We start from the raw sequence: 25,068 nt of genomic DNA on the forward strand, positions 1-25,068 counted from the left end.
AGGAATCCCACTCCAGGCGGTCCGGACCGATCCTACGCACGACCGGGAAGCCGCACCACGGTCACGAAGAATTCGTCGATCTGGCGTACCGCCGCGATGAACTGATCCAGGTCCACCGGCTTGGTCACGTAGGCGTTGGCGTGCAGCTTGTAGCTGCGCAGGATGTCCTCCTCGGCCGAGGAGGTGGTGAGGACGACCACGGGGATCAGCGACAGCTCGGGGTCGCCCTTGATCTGCTCCAGGACCTGCCGCCCGTCGTACCTGGGCAGGTTCAGGTCGAGGAGCACCAGGTCGGGGCGGGGGGCGTCGGTGTACTCGCCGCGCCGGTACAGGAAGTCCAGCGCCTCCTGGCCGTCGCGCACGACGTGCAGGGTGTTGCGGATCTTGTTGTCCTCGAACGCCTCACGGGTCATGAGCTCGTCGCCGGGATCGTCCTCGACCAGGAGGACCTCGATGGGTTGTGCGGGGCTGTTCACGAAGGGTCTCCCGGCTGACTTGTGGGCAGGGCCGGAGCGAGGAGCTCCGCCGTGGTGTGCTGGGGCGCCTCGGGCGCGGCAGCAGGCAGGGTGAAGTGTATGCGGGTGCCTTCGCCGGGCTCGGCGTCGAGCCAGATCCGGCCACCGTGGAACTCGATGATCTTCCGGCAGAGCGCCAGGCCGATGCCGGTTCCCTCGTACTCGTCACGTGCGTGGAGCCGCTGGAAGATCACGAACACCTTGTCCGCGAACTCGGGCGCGATCCCGATTCCGTTGTCCGAGACGGTCAGGTGCCAGTCCTCGTCCTCGCGTATGCAGTCGACGGTGACCCGGCACTCCACGTCCTCGCGGCGGAACTTGACCGCGTTGCCTACAAGGTTCTGCCAGACCATCGTGAGTGCCGTGGGGTCGCCGAGCAGTTCGGGCAGCTTCTCCGGCCGCTCGACCACCGTCCCGGACTCCTCGGTCGCCACGGTCAGGTTGCCGAGCGCGCGGTCCAGGGCCTGGCCCAGATCGACCGGTTTCCAGCTGTCGTGGACCCGGCCCACCCGCGAGAAGGTCAGCAGATCGTTGATGAGTACCTGCATCCGCTTGGCCCCGTCCACCGCGAAGGCGATGTACTGCTTGCCCCGGTCGTCCAGCTCCTTGCCGTACCGCTTCTCCAGGAGCTGGCAGAAGGAGGCGACCTTGCGCAGCGGCTCCTGGAGGTCGTGCGAGGCGACGTAGGCGAACTGCTCCAGCTCGGAGTTGGAGCGGCGCAGCTCCTCCGTCTGCTCCGCGAGCAGCCTCTCGCGGCTCTGCGCCCCGTCCAGCTCGTCGACCAGCCGCCGGCGCATGTCCTCGACCGCGCTCGCCACGGCCTGGACGTCGGAGGGTCCTTTGATCTCGATCCGCTGGCCGAAGGCTCCCGACCGTACGCGCTCCGAGGCGGCGCGCAGCCGGTTCAGTGGAACGCCCACCATCCGGTGGAGCAGCACGCTGAGCGCCATGACGGTCAGAACGAGGACGGCCACCAGCGCGAAGAGCACCTGGTCGCGGGTGGAGCGGGCGTCGCTCAGCTCCGCCCGTACGGTGTCGCGCGCCTCGTCCAGGTGATTCTGCTGGGCGCCGTAGGCCCGCCGGAGTGCGTCGAAGTCGGTCTTGCTGCTCTGCAGCTGAGCCGCGGCGCCGGTGTCGCTCGGCCCCTGCTCGCGGACCAGCTTGAGCAGCGGCTCGGCCTTGTTCTCGCGCCACTGACGTGCGGCGGTCTCGATGGCGGCGAGATCCTCGACGAACTGCTGCTGCCCGCCGACCAGCTGCCGGGCCCGGGCCAGCCGCTCCCGCTCGGCGGCCTTGCCCGCCTCGTACGGTTCGAGGAACGAGTCGTCGCCCGTCAGGGCGAAGCCTCGGACCCCGGTCTCCTGGTCCAGCAGGGCGTTCTGCAGCTGGAAGGAGACCGACCTGGCGGGCTGTATTCGGTCCACCAGCTCGGTGGACCTGTCGGACATCCGGGCCAGCACCAGCCCGCCGACCACCAGGCAGCCGCAGACGACCACGATGAAGCCGCCGAGGATCAGGTGCACCCAGTTCTGCACCGAGAGCCGTGCGGCCGCGCCGGCGGGTGCCGGGTCCGTACTGGTGCCCGTACGCGCGAGCTGTTCCGTACTCATGAACGTTCCGATCCCCAGCCCAGATGCAGGACGGCCACATCGTCCGCAAGGCCGCCATAGGGGGCGGCTCCCTCGGCGGCTCCGGCCACCAGTGCGTCGACGAAACTGCGGCTTGGCAGATGCCCGTGCGCCCGGGCCATCTCCAGCAGCCCTTCCTCACCGAGGCGGCTGTCCGGTCCGTTGCGCCCCTCGAAGAGTCCGTCGGTGAAGAGTACGAGACCGTCCCCCGGGACCAGCGGCAGGTCGACCCTCGGCCACCGGCCCATCCCGGGGAGCAGCCCGAGTGCCATGCCGCCCTCCGGCTCCACCCAGCGGACATCCTCGCCCCGGCGCAGCAGCAGACCGGGGTGGCCCGCCCGCACGATCTGCACACTCCGCCCGTCGGGAGCGAAGGCCAGGGAGGTCATCGTGGCGAAGACGTGCGAGTCCGAGCGCTCGGCGACCAGGATCTCCTCCAGCAACTCGATCTGCTCCAGGTGGGAGGTCCCGCACAGCACGGCGGTCCGCCACGCCACCCGGAGGCAGACCCCCAGCGCGGCCTCCGCCGCACCATGCCCCGACACATCACCGATCACCGCGTGGACCGCGCCGTCGGCCGTCTGCACGACGTCGTAGAAGTCACCGCTCAGCAAGCCGTGGACGCGCCCCGGCTCGTACCGGGCGCGCGCCTGGAACCGGTCGTCGCGCAGCAGCGGGACGGGCAGCAGCCCGCGCTCCAGCCGGGCGTTCTCCTGGGCGATCAGCTGATTGGACCGCAGCGCCGCCGCGGCCCGTTCCACCTCCTTGCGCTGGAGGGCGTAGCGGATCGCCCGCGACAGCACCTCGGGGTCCAGCCGCCCCTTGACCAGGTAGTCCTGGGCGCCCCCGGCGACCGCGCGCAGCCCCGTGCCCGACTCGTCGAGTCCGGTGAGGACCACGATCGCGGCATCGCTGTCGCACTCCAGGATCTGACGCACGGCGTCCAGGCCGTGGACGTCCGGGAGGTGCAGGTCCAGAAGCACGCACACAGGGGTGGCACAGGTGCGCAGGAAAGCGCGGGCCTCGGCGAGCGTCTTGCGCCAGGTGAGGGCGGAGTCCAGCTCGCTGTCGGTGAGCATCTCCTCGACCAGCAGCGCGTCGCCCGCGTCGTCCTCCACCAGGAGGATGGTGGCGTCGATGTTCCACAGGAGGGCGCTCGGGGAGGAGCCGCCGGTGGCCTCCTGCTGGGCGGGGATGCCGACGGTGCCCACAGGTTTCAGAGACATGCCCACGGGTGACTCGGCCAACTCCTCCACCCCCTCGTACGACCGGCATCAGACCGTCCGGCCGATCGTCGGGAAGCATATGTGATCGGCGGCCCCGGCGAGTGCCGCAGGTCGTCGCCCGGACAGGGAGCGGTCGGGCACCCGGAAGGGTGCCCGACCGGCCGGACGGCGGGTGCCGGGGGAGACCCCGGTCGGTCAGGAAGTGAGCGGGCTCACGCCTCGACGCTCATGCCCTTGCGCAGTTGCTTCACGATCCGGGTCAGCAGCCGCGAGACGTGCATCTGGGAGACACCCAGCTCCGCACCGATCTGCGCCTGCGTCATCTCCGCCCCGAACCGCATCTGCACGATCCGGCGCTCCCGGTCGTCGAGCTGCTCCAGCAGCGGTGCCAGGGTGTGCAGGTTCTCGACGGTCTCCATGGCCGGGTCGCTCTCGCCGAGCACATCGGCGTACGCACGCTGCTCCTGCCCGGAGTCGCTGTCCGCCGAAGGGGTGTCGAGCGAACCCGCGGAGTAGCCGTTGGCAGCCACGAGCCCCTCGATGATCTCCTCCTCGGGCAGGTCCAGGTGGTCGGCGAGCTCCTTGACCGTGGGGTCGCGGTCCAGCTCCGCGGAGAGCTGCTCCTTCGCCTTGGCGAGATCGACCCGCAGCTCCTGGAGGCGGCGCGGTACGTGCACGGACCAGGTGGTGTCCCGGAAGAAGCGCTTGATCTCGCCCACGATGTACGGGACGGCGAAGGTGGCGAACTCGACCTCGCGGGAGAGGTCGAAGCGGTCGATCGCCTTGATCAGCCCGATCGTGCCGACCTGGATGATGTCCTCGGTGTCGTCGCCGCCACGGTTGCGGAACCGGGACGCCGCGAAACGGACCAGTGAGAGGTTCATCTCGATCAGGGTGTTGCGGGCGTACTGGTACTCGTGCGTGCCCTCCTCCAGAACCTGGAGGCGGTCGAAGAAGACCTTCGAGAGGGCTCGCGCGTCCTTGGGGGCGACCTTTCCGGCGTCCTCGACCCAGGGGAGCTCCTCGGCGCCGACGTCGGTCCGTGTGCCGACCAGGTCGTCGCTCAGAGGCGCCGTCGCTCCGGTGGCTCGCACTGACATCGCCGTCATGGTGTCACCCTCCCTGCTGTCCAATGTGTCGGACGGTCGCCTTCCCGGTCATCCGGAAGTCATGCGTCCCTCTTCGGACCAGTTCCGATTCCGGTCCGCAGGGAGCAGCGGGAACCGCCGGCGGACCGACCGAACGGAGCAGCCTCGCGCGCATGGCAAACTTGAGCGGGGTGTTTCGGCCTGCGGTGATCCCTGACCCGCGGGATGAGGATGACAGAGGAACGGCAATGACGGTGACAGAGGACAGCCCGGAGCTCGCTCCCGGAATCGACGAGTTCGGTCCCGGCATCGACCCGGAGCGGCTGGCCGTCTGCCTGAGCGTGCTCGACGAGCTCGACCGTATCGAGGTCGACCACCCGGACGCCATCGCCGTCCGCCGGGCCACCGCCGGGATCTACCGCACCGTGAAGCAGCGGCGTCGCCAGGAGCGCAGGGCCGCGAAGACCGCCCACGACCGGGCCGTCACCGAGGCGACCGCGACCGGTTCGGCCGAGCGCATCGACGACGAGACGCAGGGCGTCCTGCCCTCCTCCTCCGCACAGGCCGAGATCGCGGGCATACTCCAGCGCCCGCGCTCCTGCTACATCTGCAAGACCCGGTACGTCGAGGTGGACGCGTTCTACCACCAGCTCTGCCAGGCCTGCGCCAAGGAGAACCGCTCCCGGCGCGACGCCCGTACCGACCTCACCGGGCGCCGGGCGCTGCTGACCGGCGGCCGGGCGAAGATCGGCATGTACATCGCGCTGCGGCTGCTGCGCGACGGGGCGCACACCACCATCACCACCCGCTTCCCCAACGACGCGATCCGGCGCTTCAAGGCGATGGAGGACAGCGACGAGTGGATCCACCGGCTGAAGATCGTCGGCATCGACCTCCGCGACCCGGCCCAGGTCGTCGCGCTGGCCGACTCCGTCGCCGCCGGGGGCCCGCTCGACATCCTCATCAACAACGCGGCCCAGACGGTACGCCGCTCCCCGGGGGCGTACAGCGAGCTGGTCAACGCCGAGTCCGCTCCGCTGCCCGCGGGCGCGCTGCCCGCCGCCGAGGTCATCGGCACCTTCGGCAGCGGCACGGTCGACCGGGTGGCCGCCCTGCCCGCCGCCCGCAAGGAGAGCCTCAGCGCCCAGGAGGTCACCGGCCTGGCCCTGGTCACCGGCTCGGCCTCGCCGGCCCGGATCGCCGCGGGCACCGCGATCGACGCGGGCGGGCTCGTCCCCGACCTCCATGACACCAACAGCTGGGTCCAGACGGTCGAGGACGTCGAGCCGATCGAGTTGCTGGAGGTCCAGCTCTGCAACTCCACCGCGCCGTTCATCCTGATCAGCCGGCTCCGCCCGGCCATGGCGAGGGCCGCCGCCAAGCACGCGTACGTCGTCAACGTATCCGCGATGGAGGGCGTCTTCAGCCGGGGCTACAAGGGCGCGGGCCACCCGCACACCAACATGGCCAAGGCCGCGCTCAACATGCTCACGCGTACCAGCGCCCAGGAGATGTTCGAGAAGGACGGCATCCTGATGACGGCCGTGGACACCGGCTGGATCACGGACGAGCGGCCGCACCCGGACAAGATGCGACTGGCCGAGGAGGGCTTCCATGCCCCTCTGGACCTCGTCGACGGCGCGGCCAGGGTCTACGACCCGATCGTGCGCGGTGAGGGCGGCGAGGCGCTCTACGGTTGCTTCCTCAAGGACTACGCCCCCGCGAACTGGTAAACCCCGCCCCCTGGCGGTGTGACCCGACCGGCTCAACCGGAACCGCATCTTCCGTGCGGCGGCCGCAGACCCGGCCCAGGAGGGAACCTGGGCCGGGTTTTCGCTGTCCGAAGTGGCCGAAAGTGACCCACTGCACACGTTCTATCGAGCGCGGAGCTGCTCATTTGGTTACTCTGAGGCGAACGGACGCCATCGAGGAGCCCACGAAGGTTCCCCGACCGTCCCGGGACAGGTCTGCAACCCGACCGCCGTCCCGCCCCGACACGGCGCCACCGCGACCGGCATAGCTCAGCCCCCTGCCCCACTCCGGGGCGGCCGATCTCCGGCGTCGCAGCCGGAGCGTCGGCGACGCCCCGGGTGACGCGACACAGAGGAGTGCGCGGTGACGACACCAGAACTGACGATGCGCGAAAAGCGACCCGCCGAACGGTACGGGGAGCGGACCGCACGGCCCGAGAAGCTCCGGAACATCGAGGTGTGGGCCCGGTCCGCACCGATCCGGCTGGCCGGTTACGAGGACGACCTCGCCGAGCCGCACATCCTGCCCGGCATCGACTGACCGCCCGGCAGGCCTGTTCGGCGGGCCGCTTCAGCGCGTCCCACGGCCCGTGTCCCGGTCCTCCTGCTCCGGCGGGAGAGGCCGGGACGCGGGCCGCATGAATTCCCGGACGTAGGTGCGCTGCCACCAGTTGCCGGTGGCCCGCAGCTCCCGCGGGTCGGTGAACCGGTAGTGGAACACCCGGGCGCGCACGTGCGCCGGAGGGGCGTCAGGGAACGGGTTGTGCGCCAGCAGCCGGAGTGTGTCCCGGTCGCCGCTCAGCAGCCGTTCGGTGAACGGGCCGAACCAGGAGCGCGCATAGGCGGGGGAGAGCGCCGCGAACCAGATCATCCAGTCGAGCCGCAGGTGGTACGGGGCGAAGAGGCGCGGCAGCCGCCGCACATCGCCCGGTTTGCCGCGGAATCCGTACTCCCGCCACTCGGCGCCCTCGTCCGCGACCGGATCGGCCGTGCCCTCCACCACGACTTCCAGCCGCATTCTGCTGACGGAGCCGAACGCCCCGTAGGTGTTGACGAGGTGCAGGGGGTCGAAGGAGCGGTTCATCACCTGCCGGCGTGAGAGCAGATTGCGCGCGGGACGGTAGCTGAGGACCAGGATCAGCGCCGTCACCGCGACGACGACCACCTCGTACCAGAGCGGTGGCGCGGCCAGGGCGGGCGGCTGTCCGGCGAACGGGGTCCAGTCGATCACGGAGAGCGCCAGCGCGATGGTCAGCCAGTTCAGCCAGGCGAAGTTGCCCGACAGGACCAGCCAGAGCTGGGTGAGCACCATCAGGGCGGCGGCCGCGCTCGCCACCGGCTGCGGGGTGAACAGCAGGACGGGGACCAGCAGCTGTGTCACATGGTTGGCGGCCACCTCGACCCGGTGGACGGGCCGGGGCAGATGGTGGAAGAACCAGCTGAGCGGCCCCGGCATCGGCTGGGTCTCGTGGTGGAAGTCCAGACAGGTCAGCCGCCGCCAGCACGCGTCGCCGCGCATCTTGATGAGCCCGGCGCCGAACTCCAGCCGGAACAGCAGCCACCGCAGCAGCCAGAGCACCAGCACCGGCGGCGCGGTGTCCCCCGTCCCGAGAAAGATCGCGAGGAAGCCCGTCTCCAGGAGCAGCGACTCCCAGCCGAACCCGTACCAGACCTGCCCGACCTGGACGATCGACAGGTACAGCACCCAGGGCAGCGCCCACAGCAGCATCCCGCCCCAGAGCGGAAGGCGACCGTCAAGACCGGCGATCAGGGCCACCGAGACCGCGCAGCCGCCCCAGGCGACGGCGGCGTAGAAGCGGTCGGAGTAGTGCAGCCGGAACAGCCCCGGCGCCGCCTTCCACGGGGTGCGCCGGAGCAGCTCCGGTACGGGCAGGATGCCGCGCTCGCCGATCAGGGCGCGGAACTGGAGGGCAGCGGTGAGGAAGGCGACCAGGTAGATCACGGCCAGCGTCCGCTGGAAGACCATCCTGCTCAGCCAGTAACCGTCGGCGGAGAACCACTCCATCCCTGCCAGTATCGGCCAGGGCCCGGTCCGCGGCCCCCGCTGTCAGCCCTCGGCGACGAGACGGCGCAGTGTCCGGCCCAGCCGGCGCGCGTACCAGAGCTGTACGGGGGGCACGAGCGGTCCCGCGAGCCGGGCGTACCAGGCAGCGGGGCGGGAGAACGCCATGACCGTGAACCAGACCGTGCCGTCGTCCGCCAGGTCGACCACGAAGCACTCCTCGCCGTTCTCCGGGTGCCCGTCCAGGGTGCCGTAGCCGAACCCGGTACGGCCCTCCTCCCCGTACGCCGTCCAGATCACCTCGCAGGGGGCGACCAGGCGTATCGGTCCCACCCCGAGCGCCACTCTGACGGTGCCACCGGGCTCCGCCCGCCGGGCCGAGGGCTCGACCCTGGCGCCCGTGGCCCGGTGCATCCGCCACTCGGTCACCGCCGCTCCCGCCACGGCGAAGTCGTCCGCGCCCCGGCCGACCCGGGTGCGGTGGTGCAGGTGGTTGTAGCCCTGGGGGAGCGGGCCGAGCCGGGTGGCGCCGACTTCGGGGTAGGTGAGCGTGCTCATGCTGTCCTGCTTTCCGGGTGGAACGAGTGGGACGGGGGAGTGGTACGGATGCGCTGCCAGGCGAGGAGCGAGCAGAGGGCGAAGCCCAGCGCGTTGCCCAGGCCATGGGTGGCGGCCATCCAGGTCAGAGTCGGGTGGGGCAGTCCGGTCGCCTCGCCGACCGCCCAGCTCAGGGCGAGCAGCATGGTGGCCACCAGGACGGCGGCGGAGGTGAGGAGCAGCAGCCGGGTCGTCCCGTCCCGGCCCTCCTCATGCCCCAGACGCCAGGTGAGCAGGCCGACGGTCCACATGCCCGCCGTCAGGACGACGGCCCCGGCCAGTTCGGCCCAGTCGCCGATGAAGTAGCCGACGAGGACGAGCAGCGTGCCCAGCGGCACGCTGAGTGCGGCGAACCGGCCCGCGGGGCTCTCGGTGACCCGGCAGACGAGCCCGGCGACCAGGGCCGCGGCGAAACCGGCGAAGTGGAAGTGCGGCACGGTCAGGGCCAGGATGCCCAGCTCGAAGCCGAACAGCTCGTGCCCCCACCGCTCCGCGACCAGGGCGAGCGCGGCGACGGCCGGCGTGACGAGGGCGGTCAGGAGGGCGACCCCGGCGGGGGAGAGGTCCCTGCGGCGAACCGCCCGGCGCGCCCCGTGCAGGGCGAGAAGGACGGTGCCCACTGCGTAGCAGGAGGCCAACGCGGTGGCGGCAGGGCCACGCGGCAGCCATAGGGCCACCGCGCCGGGCGCCGCGAAGAGGAGCCAGAGCCTGCGGATCCCGTCCAGCTCCCGCAGCCCGGTGAGCCGCAGCCCTGCCGGGACGACCAGGAGCATGCCCAGCATCACGATCGCGTTGACCAGTACGGTCACGACCCCACCCCCGTCTTTGAACGTGTTCAATTCCTGAGTCGAGAGTAGACGCTTTCTTGAACGCGTTCAAGGCGGCTGTTCCCGGCCCGGTGTCCGCTTGCGGGCTGCCGTCCGGTGCGGCACAGATGGTGACGGATCCATCCGTTCGCCATGGACAGGCAGGAGAGCTCTGTGCGCTCACCCAGACGTTTCCGGTGTGCCGCGCTCGCCGCGCTGGCCGCGGGAGCCCTGCTCGCCGTCGCCGGCTGCGACAGTGCCGCCGACCGCACGGCGAAGGGCACCACGGGCACCGCGGAGGCCGAGGACGTCCTCCTCCAGCCGCTCGCCGAGCCGGGCCCCGGGCCCTTCACGAAGTCGACGGCCCGGCAGGCGCCCCCGCCGTCGGCCACCCGTTCGCCGCAGGGGGGTGACGGGTCCGCCACCCGGACGGTCCATCGCGTCTCGGGTGCCGTCCCCGGGCTCTACGGAGGCGTCCGCTCCGAGGCGTCCTGCGACGTCGAGCGGCAGGCCCGCCTGCTCACCGCCGACCAGGACAAGGCGCGGGCCTTCGCGGAGAAGGCGGGCATCGAGGCGGTCCAGATCCCGGGCTATCTGCGCTCGCTCACTCCGGTGATCGTGCTCGCCGACACCCAGGTCACCAACCACGGCTACAGCGCCGGCTCCACCACCGCCTTCCAGGCCGTGCTCCAGGCGGGCACCGCCGTCCTGGTCGACGGCAGGGGGCTGCCGAGGGTCCGCTGTGCCTGCGGTAATCCGCTCGAGAGGCCGGTGATCGCGAAGGGGCAGGTCGCCCACCGGGGTGAGCGCTGGGCCGGATTCGACCCCGCGCGGGTCCTGGCGGTCGACCCCGGCGTGCAGCCGGTCGGCAGCCTGGTCATCGTGAACACCGCCGACAACACCTGGATCGAGCGGACCGTCGGCGACGGCGGGGGACGCGACCGGAGACCGGACGACCCGCCGCCCTTCGAGCCGAGCCAGGACCTGCTCTTCCCGTCCCCGGCCCGCCCCTCCGATCCCGCGCCGACCGAGACCGCCCCGTCGGCCCCGTCCCCCGTCGAACCGGAGGGGACTAAGTGCCCGGAACCGCCGGGCGACCCCGCTGAGCTGCCCCCCGGCTGCCCGCCGCCCATGGAGCCCGACCCCGGCACCGAGCCCCCGGACGACTTCGACGGCATGCCGACCGACGAGCCCTGGGAGATGGAGGAGGGCGAGCCCGGCGTGGTGCCGGAGCCGACCCAGGTCTTCCCCGACGAGTCCGACGAACTCGATGAACTCGACGAGTTCGGCGAGTCGGCCGACTCCGGCGTCCCCGAGCCGTTCGCCGGCTGACCGGCCGAGCCCAGGCCTCCCCAGCCCGTTGCGCCGACCGCTCCGGTCGGCGTAACGGATCACTCGAAGAATCAGACAAATGGTGGCAGAGTGGCCCACATGGATGATCGGGTAGCGGGTGCCCTGTCACCTCCGGACGACTGGCCCGCCCACCCGGACCTCAGCCTCGCCCTGAACCGTATGGGCAGCTTCGACTGGGATCTGGGCACCGGCCTCATGCACATGGACCAGGCCGCCCTCGACGTGTTCGACCTGACCCCCGAGGAGTACGACGACCGCCCGGCCTCCCTGGCCCATCGCGTACCGACCGACGAGGCGCAGCGCCTGGACGGGATGGTCTCGGAGGCGCTCAAGAGCGGTCGTGCCAACTACGGCGCCTACTTCCGCATCCAGCGCCGCGACGGCAGCCTGCGCTGGACCCACACCCAGGGCTTCGTCCACCGGGACGGGACCGGCCGGCCCCGCCGCATCATCGGGATCGTCCGCGACGCAACCCAGGAGCTGGCCGACTCCTCCGCCCGGCAGGACCTGGACCTGGAGCGGCGCCGGCGCACCAGCCTGGTCGAGGGCACCACGGCGGCCCTGGCCCACGCCCGTACGGTCAAGGACGTCATCGCGGTCCTCAAGAACTCCCAGGGCCTCGCCCACCTGGGCGCCACCAGTCTCGTCATGGGCCTGCTGGAGTCCGGCCGCATCCACCTGGTGGCCGACGGCCCCGAAGGCGCCTACGTTCCCGGCACCCGGTTCACCCGGGTGGACGAGCAGTACCCGATGAGTGAGGTCGTCCGCACCCTCGCCCCGCGCTTCATCGAGTCCGCCGAGGACTTCGCCACCTCCTATCCGGTCCTCTGGCCCAACATCAGCCACCTGGGCGTCACCGCGGCCGCCTACATGCCGCTGATCGCGCAGGCCCGCCCGATCGGCGCCCTCGGCCTGCTCTACCGCGACAAGGCGGGCTTCACCCCTGACGAGCGCAACCTCCTCATGGCGCTCGGCACCTCGATCGCCCAGAGCCTCCAGCGGGCGATGCTCTACGAGCAGGAGCACGACCTCGCCGAAGGACTCCAGCAGGCGATGCTGCCGCGCCGGATTCCCGCCGTCCCCGGGGCGCAGGTCGCCGTCCGCTACCGCTCGGCCCGGCTCGGCCGGGACATCGGCGGCGACTGGTACGACCTGATTCCGCTGCCCGGCGGACGGGTCGGCGCCGTCATCGGAGACGTCCAGGGGCACGACACCCACGCCGCCGCCGTCATGGGGCAGCTGCGGATCGTGTTGCGGGCCTACGCCGCCGAGGGTCACAGCCCCGCCACCGTCATGGCGCGCGCCTCCGTCTTCCTCCACGAGCTGGACACCGACCGCTTCGCCACCTGCACCTACGCCGAGGTCGACCTGACCACCGGGGTCGTCCAGGTGGTCCGTGCCGGCCACGTCGACCCGCTGGTGCGCGACGTGGACGGGAGCTGCCGCCGGATGCCGGCCGAGGGCGGGCTGCCGCTGGGCCTCTCCGCGGAGTTCGGGCGGCTGGAGTACCCGGTCGGCACCGCGGAGCTGGACCCGGGCCAGACGATGATCCTGTTCACCGACGGGCTGGTGGAGCTGCCGGGATCCGACCTCGACGAGGGCATGCAGCTGCTGACCACGCTGGTCTCCAACGGCCCCCAGAACCTCCAGAAGCTCGCCGACGAACTGTGCGACGCCGTCGACGTGCGCGGCGGTCAGGACGACGTGGCGCTCCTGCTGCTCCGCCGCCGGGCCGCCCAGGCCCCCCAGCCCGGCGGCAGGCTCCGGCAGCATGTCGCCCAGAACGACCCCGAGGCGCTCAGCTCGGCCCGGCACATGATCCGGGCCGCGGTACGCGCCTGGGGGGCGAAGGAGCGGGCCGACGAGATCGAACTGGCCGCCGACGAGCTGACCACCAACGCGCTGATGCACACCGACGGCGGGGCCGTCGTGACGATCCGGGTGATGGCCGGATCCGAGCGCCGGCTGCGGGTCGACGTGGAGGACCGCTCCAGCGCCCTGCCCCGCCGCCGGGATGCGGGGTCGGAGGGGGTCTCCGGGCGCGGTCTGATGCTCGTCGACCGGCTGGCCGACGTCTGGGGCGTGGAGTCCCGGGGCAGCGGCAAGTGCGTGTGGTGCGAGTTCCTGATCCCCGAGCGGTCGTAATGAGCGGGAAAGCCCGGCGCCGGACGCTGTTATAACAGTAAGTAACATGTCCATGCTTGACCGTAACCGACCGCAAACGATTGACTGCGGGGGTACGGCCGTTCCGCCCCCCGACGACATGAGGCACCTGTTGGGTACCGAACTCCTGGCCCCGCTCGATCTGGCCTTCTGGCACCTCGAATCCGACGCCCACCCCATGCACCTGGGCGCGCTCGCCGTCTTCGCCCCGGTGGCCGGTGTCGCCCCGCCCCACGTCCTGGACCTCCTCCGCTCCCGGGCCGCCGCGATCCCCCGGCTGCGGATGTGCGTACGGGACGTCCTGCTGCCGGTCGGCGGTGCGGCCTGGACGGTCGACAAGGACTTCGACGTGCACCGGCACGTGCGTCGCGTCGCCGTGGACGAGGGCGATTTCATGGCGGGAGCCACCCGGCTGGCCGGAGAGCTGATGGAACAGCCGCTGGGCCGCGGGCTGCCGCCGTGGCAGATGTATCTCATCGGCGGCGCCGACGACGGGCCGTTCGCCGTGCTGGTCAAGCTGCACCACGCCCTGGCCGACGGGATGCGGGCGGTCGCCATCGGCGCCGGGATCTTCGACGAGATCGCCGCCGTCACCACGGCCCGGTCCGCCGCCCGCGGCCGCCCCGCCGTCCCGCCCCGCTCCTGGCTCCCCGACCCCCGCGAGGTGGCCGGCATGGCGCTCGGCCGGATCGGCGAGGTCGGCCGGGCGCTGGGCGTGGGCGCCTCCCTCGTCCGCGCGGGCCGCCTCGACCTGCGCTCCACCGCCTTCACCGCACCCTCCAGCGGCACCCGGCGCCTGGCCACCGCGGACCTGGACGCCACGGCCCTCCAGCGGATCCGGCGGGCCGAGGGCGGCACCGCCAACGACATCCTGCTCGCCGTCGTCGCCGGGGCCCTGCGCCGCTGGATGGCCGAGCGAGGTGAGGTGCCCGCCGGCACCGACCCGCGCGCCCTGGTCCCCGTCTCCCGGCGCAGGCCCGGCGGCACGGTGACCGGGAACCGGCTCTCCGCCTACCTCCTCGACCTGCCCGTCGGCGCGGCCGACCCCCGGGAACGGCTCAGGGCCGTCCGGGCCGCGATGGACCGCAACAAGGCCGCCGGACCGCTCAAGGGCGCCGGTGCCGTCGCCGTGCTCGCCGACCAACTGCACCCGCTGGCCCACCGGTTCGGCGCACCGCTGGCGGCCAACGCCGCCCGGATGCTCTTCGACCTGCTCGTCACCAGCGTCCCGCTCCCGCGCTCCGCGCTCTCGCTCGGCGGATGCCCCCTGAGCGCCCTCTACCCGATGGCACCGCTGGCCCGGGGCCAGTCGCTGGCCGTCGCCCTGTCGACGTACGGCGGCCGCGTGCACGTGGGTCTGGTGGCGGACGGCAAGGCGCTGCCGGACCTGGACCGGCTGGCCGATGCGGTGGGGGAGGAGTTCGAGGAGCTCCGCGAGCTGGTGACCGGCGGGCGGTTGCCGGCGCCGGTGTCCTGACAGGCAGCCGTACGCGGCCTGCGGCAGGCTGGTGCCATGCCCGAGCTGCCCGAAGTCGAAGCCCTGCGGGTCTTCCTCGGCGACCACCTGGTCGGCAAGGAGATCGCCCGCGCCCTCCCGCTGGCGATCAACGTCCTGAAGACGTACGACCCGCCGCTGACCGCGCTCGACGCCACCACCGTCACCTCGGTGGCCCGCCACGGCAAGTTCCTCGACATCGCGGCGGGCGGACTGCACCTCTGCACCCACCTGGCACGGGCGGGCTGGCTCCGCTGGCAGGACTCCTTCCCGGCCGCCCCGCCGCGTCCCGGCAAGGGCCCGCTCGCCCTGCGCCTGGTGACCGTGGACGGCGACGGCTTCGACCTCACCGAGATGGGAACCAAGAAGAGCCTCTCGGTCCACCTCGTCCGCGACCCGATGGACGTCCCCGGCATCGCCCGCCTCGGCCCCGACCCGCTCGCCGAGGCCTTCGACCGGGACACGTTCGCCGGAATCGTCGGCGGGGCGCGCCGCCAGATCAAGGGTGCCCTGCGCGACCAGTCGCTCATCGCGGGCATCGGCAACGCCTACAGCGACGAGATCCTGCACGTCGCGAAGATGTCCCCGTTCAAACGGACCGCCGACCTCGACGAGGACGACATCACCCGCCTGTACACCGCGCTGCGCACCACCCTCGAGGACGCCGTGGCACGCTCCAGCGGGGTGGAGGCGAGAAAGCTCAAGTCCGAGAAGAAGAGCGGAATGCGCGTCCACGGCCGCACGGGGGAGGCCTGTCCGGTCTGCGGCGACACCATCCTGGAGGTCTCCTTCAGCGACTCCTCGCTCCAGTACTGCCCCACCTGCCAGACCGGCGGCAAGCCGCTGGCGGACCGACGGCTCTCGAAGTTCCTCAAGTGAGACCCGGGACGTTCCTGGAGCGAGAGCCGGAGCCGCTCACCGCTCTACCGTCACCAGCCGCCGTCCGTCCGCCGTCCGCACCTCGAAGTGGTCGATGCCCTCCGGCCGCAGCGCCGCCCCGCCGGACACCTCCACCAGGCCGTCCCGCGTGCCCCCGGCCGACCAGCTGCTCACCGTCTCCTCGCTGCCGTCCCGGCCCACCGCGATCAGCGCGCACACCCCGACGACCGGTACCCGGACGACCTCCAGCGCCACCGACGTACCCCACTCGTGCCCCGCCGCCGTCACCACCGCGGCCGCCCCCGACGCCTGGTCCGCCCCCACCCACCGCTGCACCACCGCCCCGCCCGCCGGACCGCCGGAGCCGTCCGGGGAACCTGCCACCGCCAACGGGCCGCCCACCGCCAGCACCACCGCGGCCGCCACCAGAACGAGCCGCCGCCTGCCCGCCCTGCGCCGCCCCACAGCCACCGCCTCGACCAGCCGGTCCGCGAGGCCCCGGGACGGCCGCACCACCGGCCGGGCCGCCGCCAGCCGGGCCGCCACCGGGGCCAGCTCTCGCGCCCGGGCACGGCACTGCGGACACTCCTCCAGATGCTCCTCGAACCGGAAGGCGTCGGCCCTCCCGAGGACGCCCAGGGCGTAGGCTCCCACCCGGATGTGGGGCTCGGTCATCTGCATGTACTGCGGTACGGGAACAAGCCGGGATTCACTCAAGCCATCGGGGCCCGTACGGCCTAAACTCCGGGCTCATGCTGCGCGTACTCGCCGTCGACGACGAACCACCCGCCCTGGAGGAGCTCCTCTACCTCCTGCGCGCCGACCCCCGCATCCGCAGCGCCGAAGGTGCCACCGGGGCGACCGAGGCGCTGCGCCGCATCGGCAACGCGGTGGACGCGGGCCCCGACGACCCGTCCGCGATCGACGTCGTCTTCCTCGACATCCACATGGCGGGGCTCACCGGCCTCGACGTCGCCCAGCTCCTCGCCGGATTCGCCTCGCCCCCGCTCATCGTCTTCGTCACCGCCCACGAGGGCTTCGCCGTGCACGCCTTCGACCTGAAGGCTGTCGACTACGTCCTCAAACCGGTGCGCCGCGAACGCCTCGCCGAGGCCGTACGCCGGGTCGCCGAGCAGGTGGGGGAGCGGTCCGCCCCGGTCAACGACACCGCCACCGACCAGATCCCGGTCGAGCTCGGCGGCGTCATCCGCTTCATCCCGATCGACGAGATCGCGTACGCCGAGGCGCAGGGCGACTACGCCCGGCTGCACACCGCGGCCGGCAGCCACCTCGTCCGCATCCCGCTCACCACCCTGGAGGAGCGCTGGCGCTCGCGCGGCTTCGTCAGGATCCACCGCCGCCATCTCGTGGCGCTGGGCCGGATCGACGAGCTGCGGCTGGACGCGGGGAGCATGAGCGTGCGCATCGGGGAGGCCGAGCTAGCCGTCAGCCGCCGCCACACCCGGGCCCTGCGCGACCTGCTGATGCGCCAGGGCGGTCGCTGACCGGCGTGCTGACAGGCACCACCGACCGGCCCCGCGAGGCGCCGCTGACCCGGCCCCGTCAGACGCGCTGAGCTGGGGCGTCCATCGGCGAAGCCTTCCCAGCACCGCCCCCCGCCGCCTACACTCCGAGCCCATGTCACCGGAGACCGCACCCCGGCGCGAAGTCGTCACGGGAGAACCCCGCCGGGTGCGTCCGCTGCCCCGCTACCGCACCCAGTCGGAGATCGAGGAGCAGACCGCCCTCGGCGGCGCCTACGTCCGCTCGCTCATGCGCGGCCAGCTCCGCGCGGGGCTCACCGTCTTCGCCGTGCTCGCCCTCGTCGCGGGCACCCTGCCGCTCCTGTTCGCCGCCCTGAACAGCGCCGCCCTGGTCTGGGCGGTGCTCGGCTTCGCCACCTACCCGCCGCTCACCCTGGCCGCCTGGTGGTACGTGCGCAGGGCGGAGCGCAACGAGCGCGACTTCGCCCGGCTGGTGGAGGGCCGCCCCGCACCGTGAGCACCCCCGACCACACGGCCTCCTGGGTGGCGGTCGCCCTCGTCGTCCTCGCCACCGTCCTCGTCGGCGGCTTCGGCCTGCGCATCTCACGTACGACCTCCGACTTCTACGTGGCCTCCCGTACCGTGCGCCCCCGGCTCAACGCCGCCGCCATCAGCGGGGAGTACCTCTCCGCCGCCTCCTTCCTCGGTGTCGCCGGGCTGGTCCTGCTGCACGGCCCGGACATGCTCTGGTACCCGGTCGGCTACACCGCCGGATATCTGGTGCTGCTGGTCTTCGTCGCCGCACCGCTGCGCCGCTCGGGGGCCTACACCCTGCCGGACTTCGCCGAGGGGCGGCTCGAATCGCTTCATGTGCGGCGCCTGGTCAGCATCCTCGTGGTCGGTGCGGGGTGGCTCTACCTCGTCCCGCAGCTCCAGGGCGCCGGGCTGACGCTCAAGATCCTCACCGGGGCGCCCGGCTGGCTCGGCGACGTGCTCGTCGCGACCGTGGTGATGGTCGCGGTGGCGGCGGGCGGGATGCGGTCCATCACCTTCGTCCAGGTCTTCCAGTACTGGCTGAAGCTCACCGCGCTCCTGGTCCCCGCCCTCTTCCTCGTCCTCGCCTGGCAGGGCGACGGCCGGCCCCGGGTCAGCTTCGACGACCAGTTCGCCGTCTTCCGCGCCGACCACCCGCTCTACGCGACGTACGGGCTCATCGTGGCGACCTTCCTCGGCACCATGGGCCTGCCGCACGTCGTCGTCCGCTTCTACACCAGCCCCAACGGCCGCGACGCCCGCCGCACCACCGTCGCCGTCCTCGCCCTGGTCGGCCTCTTCTACCTGCTGCCGCCCATCTACGGGGCGCTGGGCCGGCTGTACGCCCCCGAGCTGCGGCACGGGGGAGACGCGGACGCCGCCGTCCTCCTGCTGCCCGCCCGGGTCATCGGCGGGCTCGGCGGCGATCTGCTGGGCGCGCTGATCGCGGGCGGGGCGTTCGCCGCGTTCCTCTCCACCGCGTCCGGGCTGACCATGGCGGTCGCCGGGGTCATCACGCAGGACGTGCTGCCCTCGCGCGGGGTACGCCACTTCCGGCTCGCCACCGTCCTCGCCATCGCGGTCCCGCTCGCAGGTTCGCTGCTGGTCAGCCGGGTGCCGGTGGCCGACGCGGTGGGCATGGCCTTCGCCGTCTCCGCGTCCTCGTTCTGCCCGTTGCTCGTGCTCGGCATCTGGTGGCGCCGCCTCACCCCGCCGGGCGCGATCGCGGGACTCCTCCTCGGCGGCGGCTCCGCCCTTCTCGCCGTCGCCGTCACCGTGAGCGGGGCCGTGACCCCGCCCGGCTGGCCGCACGCGTTGCTCGCATGGCCCGCCGTCTGGTCCGTCCCCGTGGGGTTCCTCGCGATGATCCTCGTCTCGCTCGCGACGCCGGGGCGGATACCGCCGGGCACCAACGCGGCCATGACCCGCTTCCACCTCCCCGAGGCGCTCACCTCGGCGCGCGCCGCCGGGAGGGAACGTTGACGGGGGCCGGGGCCGCCGTCCTCGTCGTCCTGGTGGCGCTGCTGCTCGGTACGGGTTTCCTGCTGGGCCGCCGCACCGCCGCCGGCCCGCTGCGCCCGAGCGACGTCGGCACGCCCGTCGAGCACGCGACCTTCGAGACCCTGCACACCGCCTCCCTCGCGGCGCCCCCGCTGCGCGCCGGCCTCACCGAGGAGAGTGCCCGGCGCTCGGCCCGCCGGCTGCGCTCCCTGCTGGGCACCGACGCCCTCTGTCTCACCGACCGGGAACGTGTCCTTGTCTGGGACGGCGCCGGACACCATCACGGCAAGGACGTGATGGGCCACATCGAGGAACTGCTGGAGGGAGGGCGCGGCACGGCCTTCGACAGCGGCTGCGCCGACCTCGACTGCCCCCTGCGCTGGGCGGTCGCTGTCCCCCTCACCGTCGAGAACCGGGTCCTGGGCGCGCTCGTCGCCTACGCCCCGCGCGAGTCGGCGGTGCTGGCCCGGGCGGCGGGGGAGGTGGCGCGCTGGGTCTGCGTACAGCTGGAGCTGGCCGAGCTGGATCGCTCCCGTACGCAGCTCATCGAAGCCGAGATCAAGGCGCTACGGGCGCAGATATCCCCGCACTTCATCTTCAACTCCCTCGCCGCCATCGCCTCGTTCGTCCGCACCGACCCCGAGCAGGCGCGCGAACTGCTCCTCGAATTCGCCGACTTCACCCGCTACTCCTTCCGGCGGCACGGCGAGTTCACCACCCTGGCCGACGAGCTCCACTCGATCGACCAGTATTTGGCCCTGGTCCGTGCCCGCTTCGGCAAACGGCTCTCCGTCACCCTCCAGGTCGCCCCCGAAGTGCTGCCGGTCGCCCTGCCGTTCCTCTGTCTCCAGCCACTGGTGGAGAACGCCGTCAAGCACGGCCTGGAGGGGGCCGCCACCCGGCCCGGGGCGCGGGCCGGGGAAGCCGCTGGCCCCTTCCGGATCACCATCAGCGCGCTCGACGCCGGATCGGAGGCCGAGGTCGTGATCGAGGACAACGGGGGCGGCATGGACCCCGGAAGGCTGCGGCGGATCCTGCGCGGCGAGGCCACCACCACCTCCACCGGTATCGGCCTGCTCAACGTGGACGAGAGGCTGCGCCAGGTGTACGGGGACGGGTACGGGCTCGTCATCGAGACCGGGGTCGGCGCCGGCATGAAGATCACGCTCCGGCTGCCCAAGTACCGCGCGGGAGTCCACGGGTCATGAGCCCTGCCCGACCCCTGTGACCTGATGCGCAGGGGCGGAAGGGGCCCTGACAGACTGTGGGGCGCATTCGCAGTGACCTTCCCCTCCCCGGTCCGAGGAGCAGCCGCTGCACGCCCAGCACCACCACCCGCCCCACCGTCCCTCCCGCCTCCCCTCCGGCCATCTCAGCCTCTGCCCTGGCCACCCGGGCTACTCGTCGGACGAGTCGTTCACCTCGGCGGTCGTCGACACCGCCCTGACCATGGCCCTGGTGCTGTGGGTGGGCATGCGCCTGCTGCGGGAGCGCCGGGTGTACGTGATGATGCTGGTGGGGGCGTGGGGTGGTAGCGCACGGTCATGTGGAACGTCGGCACCTTGCTGGAGCGGACCTACGGCCTGCTGCCCCTGGCCCCCATGGCACTGTTCGTGGGCGTGACCGCGCTCGCCTCCGCGATCCTGCGCCCCCGATGACGGTGACGCCTCGCGGGTCGCGCTCGCCCACGTCGCCCCGATCGGATCAGCACAGATGCACGGCCAAATGGCCCAGAGGCAGGCCCAGTTGCCAGGCGGGGGTCCACACCTGGACCTCCCCCTCCTCCTCGTGCGGGCTCCCCGTCACCGGCTCCCGGGGCGCGGGCGCGATCGCCTCGAGGTCCGCGGCGAGCAGCTCGGTCTCCTCCAGCCACCGCCAGGCCGCCCGGGCCAGCGCCGCGTCGGGGTCGCCGGGCCCGGCCCGCCGCTCGGACTCCGTGAGCCGCTCGCAGACCCAGCTCCGCCAGGTGGCCCCGTACGCCGTGAGCACCCGCAACTCGTCGACGCGGGCCTCGGACAGCGCGCCGGAGACCGGGATCTCCCCCAGGAGGCCGGAGAGGAATATCGTGAGCGCGAGCGCGTCGCGCCCGGCCCGGAACTCCAGGGTCGTCGGTTCCATCAGGTCGCCGGTGCGTAACAGCTCCTCCGCGACGTACTCGGTGTACAGCCAGGCCATCGGTACCGGCAGCCCGCCCCCACCGGTCCCATCCGTGTCCTCGGGACGCATCCCGTCTCGCCTCTTTCCTTGCTCGGTACCGGGCTTCACGCAGCATTGAACCGGGGGCGGACGCCCCGCGTGGGCAGAAGCGAGGATCGCCCAGGAGATGCGAGGCTGTGAATGAGTGCCGACCCCGGCGACGACCCGCATGTGCGCCTGCTGCTGGGCGCCTACGTCCTGGACGCACTGGAGGCGGAGGAGACCTGCCGGGTCGCCCGCCACCTCCAGCTCTGCGACGGCTGCGCCCGGGACTACGTGGAGGTGGCGGAGGCCGCGGCCATGCTCGCGCTGTTGCGGGCGGAGGACCTCCGTGAGTAGCCGGGCAGATTGCGCGAGAGCAGCCGCAGGGCGTAGTACGAACGGGACTTGACGGTCCCGGCGGGGATGCCCAGCGCCTCGGCGGTCTCGCCGACGCTCAGCCCGCGGAAGTAGAGCTGCACCAGCACCGCACGGTGTTCGGGGCTGAGCGTGCGGACCGCCTCGCGGACGTCCAGGGCGCGGACGGCCGAGTCCGCGGTGTCCTGGTCGGCCGGGGTGCTCTCCAGCACCAGGTCGCTGACCTCGGTGGGGCGCGCCTGGCGGGAGCGCCGGGCGTCGATGGCGAGGCGGCGGCCGACGGTGAAGAGCCAGGGCCGCATCGACTCGTAGGGCGCGTCAAAGGCCTCCGGGTGCTGCCAGGCGCGTACGAGGGTCTCCTGCACCAGGTCCTCGGCCCGCTGCCGGTCCCCGAAGGTCAGGCCCAGCAGGAAGTGGAAGAGGGCGGGGCCGTGGTCCCGCTGCAACTCCGCGATGGCCCGCTCATCGGTCGTCGTCGTGGTCTTCATGAACGTCCTTTCCCGCGGGAGGCCTCCGGACGGCCTCGCTGCCGCCTGGCGTATACGAACGCATTCGGCGGCGCAGGAACAGGCGGTGCACCGAGGCGTGCGACGAGCGGTCGCTCAGTGCGGCGAATGGTGCGGCGAACGGTCAAGGGGCCGTCGGGGTCGGACGGTACGACCAGTTCAGCTAGGTATGCGGCAATGCTCCTTGCTTCAGCGGTATGAAGATATGTGTAGTCGGATGGTCGTAATCATCCGAACATGGAGTCGAGCAGATGACGCAGCGCATCCGACCGGGCACCGTGGCCGCCCTCGCCCTCCTGCTCGCCGCGGCCACCGGCTGCACCGGCCAGCCGCCCCAGGCGCCCGCACCGAGCGCACCCCCCACCGCCGCCGGGGGTGCGGGCGGCCAGAAGGCCGACGTACCGCGCCCCTTCACTCTCCTGGCTTCGGGCGATGTCCTGCCGCACTCCTCCGTCATCGACCGGGCGGCGGCCGACGCGGGCGGGCAGGGCTACGACTTCACCCCGATGTTCAGGGGCGTCGCACCCGTCGTCTCCCGAGCCGACCTGGCCATCTGCCACATGGAGACGGTGTTCGGGAAGGACGGCGGCCCCTACACCGGCTACCCCAGCTTCAAATCACCGCCCGAGGTCGCCACCGCCCTGCGCGCCACCGGCTACGACTCCTGTTCCACCGCTTCCAACCACACCCTGGACGACGGGGCCGAAGGCGTCCGCCGCACCCTGCGAGCCCTGGACGCGGCAGGCGTCCGCCACGCCGGTTCCGCCCGCTCCGCCGCCGAGGCCGCCCGCCCCACGATCCTGCCGACGGGACCGGGGAAGCGGGCGGCGAAGGTCGCCCACCTCGCGTACACCTACGGCACCAACGACATCCCGCTGCCCGCCGGGAAGCCGTGGACGGTCAACGTGACCGACGAGCGGAAGATCGTGGCGGAGGCGAGGAAGGCCCGGCGGGCGGGTGCCGACGTCGTCGTGCTCTCGGTGCACTGGGGCACCGAGTGGCAGGACGAACCGGACGCCAGGCAGCTGGAACTGGCCGAGCGGCTCACCGCCTCCCAGGACCGCGGCCGCCCCGACCTCGACCTGATCGTCGGCACCCACGCCCACGTCCCGCAGGCGTACGAGAAGGTCAACGGCACCTGGGTCGTCTACGGCATGGGTGACCAGATCGCCGGCGCGATGATCAACTACCAGGGCCTCCAGGACCCGCGCGGCAACCAGAGTTCCATGGGCCGTTTCACCTTCGCGCCGCCCGCGCGGCCGGGAGGACGCTGGGCGGTGAAGAAGGCCGAGTTCGTTCCGCAGTGGTACGACACGGACAGCGGGCGCGTCATCGACCTCAACGCCTCCGTCAAGGCCGGGGCCGAGCATCACCGCCAGGTCCGCGACCGCATCCGTGAGGTGGTCCTCGGGCGGGGCGCGGAGAAGGACGGCCTGGTGATGGGGGAGTAGCGCCAAGCGCTCAGGAGGGTTACGGCACCACCGTGACCGGCCAGCGTCCCGCCTTCACCAGGCGGACGGCCACCGAACCGATGAACCGGTGCCCCGCCGATTCCGAAGCCCCCACCACCACGGCGTCGGCGGTGAGTTCGTCGGCCGCCGTCACCAGCCCGTTGTACGGGTCGCCGCGGAAGGTGTGGAACTCCCAGCGCACGTCCCAGGTGTCCTTCAGTCGCTCCGCCGACTCCCGGATCTCGTCGACCAGCTCCTGGGCGACCTCACCCGTGGTGTCGCCGACGGGCACGCCCAGGGCGGCGCCCGAAGGGATCACGGGCTGGACGTAGACGAGGGCCAGCCTGGCGTTCTGCCGCCGGGCGAGACCGGCGGCGTAGGCGGCCGCGCGCATGGACGAGTCGGACCCGTCGAGCCCCGCGACGATCACCTTGGGCCCGTCCGTACCGCGTTCGAACTGATGAGGCTGCTGCTCTGTCACGGCCCCGAGGCTATCGGCTCGTCCGGAAGCCGTCGAGGAGGGTCTGCGGCCCCGGCAGGCCACTGCGTCGAATGGGTACAAATCGGTCAGGCCTCGGTGTCGTCGACCGGGTAGGGGGCCCGGCCGTGCGAGCAGTTGGCCATGAGAAGTGAGCACATCCGCCCCGACCGCCGCACCCTGCTCAAGGTCGCCCTCGGCCTCGGGACCGCCACCACCCTGCATCTGATCGCCGCTGATCCGGCCTCGACGCCCACCCGCCCCGCACGGGTCGCGGGCACCCCGCCCGCCGCGGCCGCCGGGCCGCCCGCCGGTCTGCCGGGCCGGCCGCCCGCGTACCGTCTGCAGCCCATGACCGCCGGCACCCCGCCCCGCTTCCGGCCGGCCCGGCCCCCGGTGCGGACCCGGCCCTTCGAGGAGCTCCCCGACCTCGGGCACTCGATGGTGCTCAGCTTCGACGACGGCCCCGACGCCCGCTACACCCCGGACATCCTGGCCGCCCTGCGCAAGCACAGGGTCCGCGCGATGTTCTTCGTCTGCGGCGAGATGGCCGACGCCAGCCCGGACCTGCTGCGCGAGATGGCGGACGACGGCCATGTCGTGGGCAACCACTCCTGGTCCCACCCGCTGATCCCGGGGCTCTCCCGGGCCGCGATCCGCGACGAGCTCGGCCGCACCAGCGACGTGGTCGAGGCGGTGCTCGGCACCCCGCCGCTCTGGTACCGGGCTCCGTACGGCGCGTGGAACCGCAACTCCTTCGAGATCGGCGCCGATCTGGGCATGGAGCCGATGGCCTGGACCGTCGACACTCTCGACTGGACCACACCGGGGACGGGCGTCATCGTCCGCCGGGTGCTGGACGGGGCGGCGCCCGGTGTGGTCGTCCTTTCGCACGACGCGGGCGGAGATCGGTCCCAGAGCGTCGAGGCCCTGCGGCGCTACCTCCCCCGGCTGCTCGACGAGGGCTACCAGGTCACGGTGCCGCAGAGGGTCTGAGGCGGGTCTGAAGCGGGTCTGAGGCGGACTCCGCCCGGTTCG

At 72.3% G+C, this 25,068-nt stretch carries 24 protein-coding genes; 13 read left to right on the plus strand and 11 right to left on the minus strand.

Features of this window, described 5'->3' with window-relative positions:
• Nucleotides 1–32: 32 nt before the first annotated feature.
• The 4 genes from ABZ154_RS12280 to ABZ154_RS12295 form a co-directional block, all read right to left on the minus strand.
• Nucleotides 33–476 (minus strand): response regulator, encoded by a 444-nt coding sequence (locus ABZ154_RS12280; protein WP_356831615.1) that lies wholly within the window; start codon nt 474–476, stop codon nt 33–35.
• Complete coding sequence (locus tag ABZ154_RS12285; protein ID WP_356831617.1) at nt 473–2,125, minus strand: ATP-binding protein; 1,653 nt, start codon at nt 2,123–2,125, stop codon at nt 473–475. Before ABZ154_RS12285 ends, ABZ154_RS12280 begins: the two co-directional genes overlap by 4 nt.
• A complete protein-coding gene (locus tag ABZ154_RS12290) occupies nt 2,122–3,354 on the minus strand; it encodes a SpoIIE family protein phosphatase (RefSeq protein WP_356831776.1) in 1,233 nt (410 codons plus the stop codon). Before ABZ154_RS12290 ends, ABZ154_RS12285 begins: the two co-directional genes overlap by 4 nt.
• Before the next feature lie 227 nt (nt 3,355–3,581).
• Nucleotides 3,582–4,478, minus strand: coding sequence for an RNA polymerase sigma factor SigF (locus tag ABZ154_RS12295; protein ID WP_356831619.1), 897 nt, complete (start codon nt 4,476–4,478; stop codon nt 3,582–3,584).
• A gap of 227 nt (nt 4,479–4,705) precedes the next feature.
• Between ABZ154_RS12295 and ABZ154_RS12300 the strand changes: the two genes are divergently transcribed.
• Both ABZ154_RS12300 and ABZ154_RS12305 read left to right on the plus strand, forming a co-directional pair.
• A complete protein-coding gene (locus tag ABZ154_RS12300; protein WP_356831621.1) occupies nt 4,706–6,190 on the plus strand; it encodes an SDR family NAD(P)-dependent oxidoreductase in 1,485 nt (494 codons plus the stop codon).
• A gap of 382 nt (nt 6,191–6,572) precedes the next feature.
• Entirely contained in the window at nt 6,573–6,749 is a 177-nt protein-coding gene (locus ABZ154_RS12305) for a hypothetical protein (RefSeq protein ID WP_015612873.1), read from the plus strand.
• 30 nt (nt 6,750–6,779) lie between these two features.
• On the opposite strand, the gene ABZ154_RS12310 is transcribed toward ABZ154_RS12305, so the two are convergent.
• From ABZ154_RS12310 to ABZ154_RS12320, 3 genes are read right to left on the minus strand one after another with little or no spacing between them, the layout of a single operon-like run.
• Complete coding sequence (locus ABZ154_RS12310; RefSeq protein ID WP_356831623.1) at nt 6,780–8,234, minus strand: lipase maturation factor family protein; 1,455 nt, start codon at nt 8,232–8,234, stop codon at nt 6,780–6,782.
• A 42-nt stretch (nt 8,235–8,276) separates the two neighbouring features.
• A complete protein-coding gene (locus ABZ154_RS12315; RefSeq protein WP_356831625.1) occupies nt 8,277–8,789 on the minus strand; it encodes a DUF1990 domain-containing protein in 513 nt (170 codons plus the stop codon).
• A complete protein-coding gene (locus ABZ154_RS12320; RefSeq protein ID WP_356831627.1) occupies nt 8,786–9,637 on the minus strand; it encodes a YndJ family protein in 852 nt (283 codons plus the stop codon). Before ABZ154_RS12320 ends, ABZ154_RS12315 begins: the two co-directional genes overlap by 4 nt.
• A 171-nt stretch (nt 9,638–9,808) precedes the next feature.
• On the opposite strand from ABZ154_RS12320, the gene ABZ154_RS12325 reads away from it, so the two are divergent.
• From ABZ154_RS12325 to ABZ154_RS12340, 4 genes are all read left to right on the plus strand, one after another.
• A complete protein-coding gene (locus ABZ154_RS12325) occupies nt 9,809–10,966 on the plus strand; it encodes a DUF6777 domain-containing protein (RefSeq protein WP_356831629.1) in 1,158 nt (385 codons plus the stop codon).
• A gap of 99 nt (nt 10,967–11,065) precedes the next feature.
• Nucleotides 11,066–13,132, plus strand: coding sequence for a SpoIIE family protein phosphatase (locus ABZ154_RS12330; protein ID WP_356831631.1), 2,067 nt, complete (start codon nt 11,066–11,068; stop codon nt 13,130–13,132).
• Nucleotides 13,133–13,262: 130 nt separating this feature from the next.
• A complete protein-coding gene (locus ABZ154_RS12335) occupies nt 13,263–14,627 on the plus strand; it encodes a wax ester/triacylglycerol synthase family O-acyltransferase (RefSeq protein ID WP_356831633.1) in 1,365 nt (454 codons plus the stop codon).
• A gap of 36 nt (nt 14,628–14,663) precedes the next feature.
• Nucleotides 14,664–15,524, plus strand: a complete 861-nt coding sequence (locus ABZ154_RS12340) for a DNA-formamidopyrimidine glycosylase family protein (RefSeq protein WP_356831635.1) — start codon at nt 14,664–14,666, stop codon at nt 15,522–15,524.
• A 36-nt stretch (nt 15,525–15,560) separates the two neighbouring features.
• Here ABZ154_RS12340 and ABZ154_RS12345 read toward each other — a convergent pair whose 3' ends face one another.
• Nucleotides 15,561–16,205: a zf-HC2 domain-containing protein gene (locus ABZ154_RS12345; RefSeq protein ID WP_356831637.1), complete on the minus strand. Its 645-nt coding sequence runs from the start codon at nt 16,203–16,205 to the stop codon at nt 15,561–15,563.
• 71 nt (nt 16,206–16,276) lie between these two features.
• Here ABZ154_RS12345 and ABZ154_RS12350 point away from each other — a divergent pair, with 71 nt between their 5' ends.
• The 4 genes from ABZ154_RS12350 (at nt 16,277) to ABZ154_RS12365 (ending at nt 20,250) form a co-directional block, all read left to right on the plus strand.
• On the plus strand, nt 16,277–17,029 hold the full coding sequence (locus ABZ154_RS12350) for a LytTR family DNA-binding domain-containing protein (protein WP_356831639.1): 753 nt from the start codon (nt 16,277–16,279) through the stop codon (nt 17,027–17,029).
• 133 nt (nt 17,030–17,162) lie between these two features.
• Complete coding sequence (locus ABZ154_RS12355) at nt 17,163–17,525, plus strand: hypothetical protein (RefSeq protein ID WP_356831641.1); 363 nt, start codon at nt 17,163–17,165, stop codon at nt 17,523–17,525.
• Nucleotides 17,522–19,024 carry a cation acetate symporter gene (locus tag ABZ154_RS12360; RefSeq protein WP_356831643.1) on the plus strand — a complete coding sequence of 501 codons (1,503 nt, stop codon included), beginning with the start codon at nt 17,522–17,524 and terminating at the stop codon, nt 19,022–19,024. Before ABZ154_RS12355 ends, ABZ154_RS12360 begins: the two co-directional genes overlap by 4 nt.
• Nucleotides 19,021–20,250: a histidine kinase gene (locus ABZ154_RS12365; RefSeq protein ID WP_356831645.1), complete on the plus strand. Its 1,230-nt coding sequence runs from the start codon at nt 19,021–19,023 to the stop codon at nt 20,248–20,250. Before ABZ154_RS12360 ends, ABZ154_RS12365 begins: the two co-directional genes overlap by 4 nt.
• 496 nt (nt 20,251–20,746) lie before the next feature.
• Here the strand turns inward: ABZ154_RS12365 and ABZ154_RS12370 are convergent, their stop codons facing one another.
• Nucleotides 20,747–21,268, minus strand: coding sequence for a hypothetical protein (locus tag ABZ154_RS12370; RefSeq protein ID WP_356831647.1), 522 nt, complete (start codon nt 21,266–21,268; stop codon nt 20,747–20,749).
• A gap of 111 nt (nt 21,269–21,379) precedes the next feature.
• On the opposite strand from ABZ154_RS12370, the gene ABZ154_RS12375 reads away from it, so the two are divergent.
• The gene (locus ABZ154_RS12375; RefSeq protein ID WP_356831649.1) at nt 21,380–21,577 is read left to right on the plus strand and encodes a zf-HC2 domain-containing protein; all 198 of its coding nucleotides are present in this window, start codon (nt 21,380–21,382) and stop codon (nt 21,575–21,577) included.
• On the opposite strand, the gene ABZ154_RS12380 is transcribed toward ABZ154_RS12375, so the two are convergent.
• Entirely contained in the window at nt 21,511–22,083 is a 573-nt protein-coding gene (locus tag ABZ154_RS12380; protein WP_356831651.1) for a sigma-70 family RNA polymerase sigma factor, read from the minus strand. The two genes, ABZ154_RS12375 and ABZ154_RS12380, sit on opposite strands and share 67 nt — an antisense overlap.
• A gap of 269 nt (nt 22,084–22,352) precedes the next feature.
• Between ABZ154_RS12380 and ABZ154_RS12385 the strand changes: the two genes are divergently transcribed.
• The gene (locus ABZ154_RS12385; RefSeq protein ID WP_356831653.1) at nt 22,353–23,552 is read left to right on the plus strand and encodes a CapA family protein; all 1,200 of its coding nucleotides are present in this window, start codon (nt 22,353–22,355) and stop codon (nt 23,550–23,552) included.
• A gap of 19 nt (nt 23,553–23,571) precedes the next feature.
• Here ABZ154_RS12385 and ABZ154_RS12390 read toward each other — a convergent pair whose 3' ends face one another.
• Nucleotides 23,572–24,033 carry a universal stress protein gene (locus ABZ154_RS12390; protein ID WP_356831655.1) on the minus strand — a complete coding sequence of 154 codons (462 nt, stop codon included), beginning with the start codon at nt 24,031–24,033 and terminating at the stop codon, nt 23,572–23,574.
• 141 nt (nt 24,034–24,174) lie between these two features.
• Between ABZ154_RS12390 and ABZ154_RS12395 the strand changes: the two genes are divergently transcribed.
• Complete coding sequence (locus ABZ154_RS12395) at nt 24,175–25,026, plus strand: polysaccharide deacetylase family protein (RefSeq protein WP_356831657.1); 852 nt, start codon at nt 24,175–24,177, stop codon at nt 25,024–25,026.
• Nucleotides 25,027–25,068: the final 42 nt, after the last annotated feature.

Source organism: Streptomyces sp. NPDC006261, assembly GCF_040613515.1.
Classification (GTDB): domain Bacteria; phylum Actinomycetota; class Actinomycetes; order Streptomycetales; family Streptomycetaceae; genus Streptomyces.